The organism is Palleronia sp., assembly GCF_042089775.1.
GTDB lineage: Bacteria > Pseudomonadota > Alphaproteobacteria > Rhodobacterales > Rhodobacteraceae > Palleronia.
On sequence record NZ_JBELKF010000260.1, the window covers coordinates 1 to 2,511 of the forward strand.

The 2,511-nt window shown below is 61.7% G+C and carries 1 protein-coding gene and 1 pseudogene; one reads left to right on the top strand and one right to left on the bottom strand.

Translation table 11 applies throughout. The annotated features are described in order from the left end of the window. Nucleotides 1–122: 122 nt before the first annotated feature. On the top strand, nt 123–1,583 hold the full coding sequence (locus ACFDS3_RS20880; protein ID WP_375264242.1) for a DUF305 domain-containing protein: 1,461 nt from the start codon (nt 123–125) through the stop codon (nt 1,581–1,583). Between the two features lie 377 nt (nt 1,584–1,960). Here ACFDS3_RS20880 and ACFDS3_RS20885 read toward each other — a convergent pair. Continuing rightward, nucleotides 1,961–2,511, bottom strand: a pseudogene (locus tag ACFDS3_RS20885) (nitric oxide dioxygenase); the annotation flags it as partial.

The following is a 2,511-nucleotide window of genomic DNA, read 5'->3' on the forward strand; positions in this document are numbered from 1 at the left end:
AAGGCACGATCCTTTCCCGCTCCACTTTTCCCTCTCACGCGCCAGCGGCAGGCCCAATCGATCTTGCCTCTATGAGCGTGAAGATCTGATCAACCAACCCCTCCTCCAGAAAGGGCATTTCGATGCTACCCCCTCTCACCCGCAACGCCAGTCTGGGCGCAGGCCTCGCCCTTGCTGGAGCGCTTGTGCCCGCTGCGGCGTCGGCTCATGTCAAATGGTTCGCACCTTACATCGTTGATGCGGCGCCGGCGCCAATCACGCGCACGCTCGTTGATCCCTTCTTCTGGAGCGGGATCGTGCTCGTTCTGGTCTTCTTCATTGCGACCCGGCTTGTCGAGCGCAGTGCCGTGGGTGAGGCAACCTTGGATGTCATGGATCGGGTGACGAACCCGCTGTGGTTCCGTCTCGACGATTTCGTCCGCATCGTGATCGCCGGATTTTTTGTCGCGATCTTCTCGGTCGGCGGCATCTATCTGACCCCCGATCTCAAGACACCGGCCGAATGGGTCAGCTGGGTGCAGCTTCTCATCGCCGCGGGGATTGTGTCGCGCAAGACCATGCCGCTCTCGGCTGCAGGGATCATCTTCCTGTGGGTGCTGGCGTTGCGGGACTACGATCCGTTTCACCTGCTCGACTACTTGGCCCTCGGCGTCGCCGTCGCGGCCTATCTGGTGCTCGAGGCTTCGGACCGACCGGAGTGGCGCAAGCACCGCTTCGAGGTGCTTCGCTGGGGTGTGGCCATCGCCCTGATGTGGTCGAGCCTTGAGAAATTTGCCTATCCGGAGTGGTTTTATCCGCTGGTTCTGGAAAAGCCGTTCCTGACCTTCGGCATCCCGCGCGACATGTTCATCCCAATGGCGGGCGTGGCCGAATTCACCATGGGCTTCGGGCTTCTCGCCACACCGCTGGTTCGACGCCTCTCGGCGATTGCGCTCTTCGTAATCTTCAACGCCGCTGTCTATCCCTTTGGCAGGGTCGACCTGATCGGTCACGCGCTCATCATGGCGATCATCGTCGTCATCGCGGTCGATCATACTCGCGAGCTGCACTTCTGGAGCTGGATCAGACGGGCCCTGATCGGCGTGCCGATCGGTCTTGCCTCGGCGCTGGTGCTCTTCGTGACCGCCTATTGGGGCCTGCATGCCGCTTTTTACGGGTCGGAGACCCAGACCATGGCAGAGATCCAAGCCGAACAGACCGAGATGGCGACGCACTCCTACTCGGTCGAGCATCCGCATGGGCCACAGGCGATGGCAACCTTGCGAGAGGGTGAAGAGCTACCCGAAGGCACTGCGGCGCAGATTGATGCCGCCTCCGTTGCAGACGCATATGCGCAATCGATGATGGGGATGCATGAAGAGATGATGGCCGGTCTTCAGCACGAAGATCCCGATGTCGCTTTCGTGCTGGGCATGATCCCACACCATCAAGGCGCAATCGACATGGCACGCATCCAGCTCGCCGCAGGCGCAGACCCGGAGAACATGGAGCTGGCTCGCCACATCATTGCCGAGCAGCAGCAGGAGATCGACGCGATGCGCGATTGGCTCGAGGCGCGCGAGATAGAGGCGTCTGACAGCTGATGGGCTTTGGCCGGTGCCGAGATCACGAGACGACACCGGCCAATGATCAATCCTGAGGATTGATCCAGATCAATGAACACATTTCATACGCTGAACGCCCATGCCCCCGACTGCACCTCAGAGAGCTATGCCCGAATTTGATGGCATGGATGGGCAAAGGCAAAGGCGACTTGCACCACGGGCGGCAACCAGAGAAGAACGATGCGGCAGACGCCGAGGCGATCTACACCGCACCCGTATCGAGCCTCTGTCGCTCATGGGCGACGGCTTGGGCAAGAGCGGAAAAAGCCTGAGATAACTTCGCCTAGACGCGAAGTGCCATGCATAGTTCCGCCCCTTGCCCTCCAACAGGAAGCAAGGGGCGCTCACCCTATGGATTAGGCCGCCAGATCCTCGTCGCTCGGACCGAATATTTCGTAGTGGATCCGATCAGCCGGAATTCCGTGTTGCAGCAGCCCGGTCACCAGATCGCGCATGAAGGGCTTGGGGCCGCACAAGTAGATCTCGGCTTGTTGCAGGGGCGTGTTCGCGCGCAGCCAATCGACCGTGATACGGCCCTCCGACGCATCCTCGGCCATGACGCGATCCTCGTAGAAGGTGGCCGTCGACACATGCCCATGGCGCTTGGCCAAGGCGCTCACATGAGCGTCGAGCGCGTGGTTCGCTCGACTGGTCGTGGCATGAACATACCATGTCGGCAGGCCCGGATGCCGGTCGGCGATGACTTCGAGCATGCTGACCATCGGCGTCAGCCCCACCCCGCCCGACAGCAGCAGGACGGGGCGCTCCGGGTGCTCGGCGAGGTGGAAATCGCCCGCAGGCGCCGTGGCCTCGATCACCGTGCCCTCGGTGGCCTTGTCATGCAGGAAGCCCGAGACTTCGCCACCGGGCTCGCGCTTGACGGTGATCCGGTACTGCGTGGCGTTGG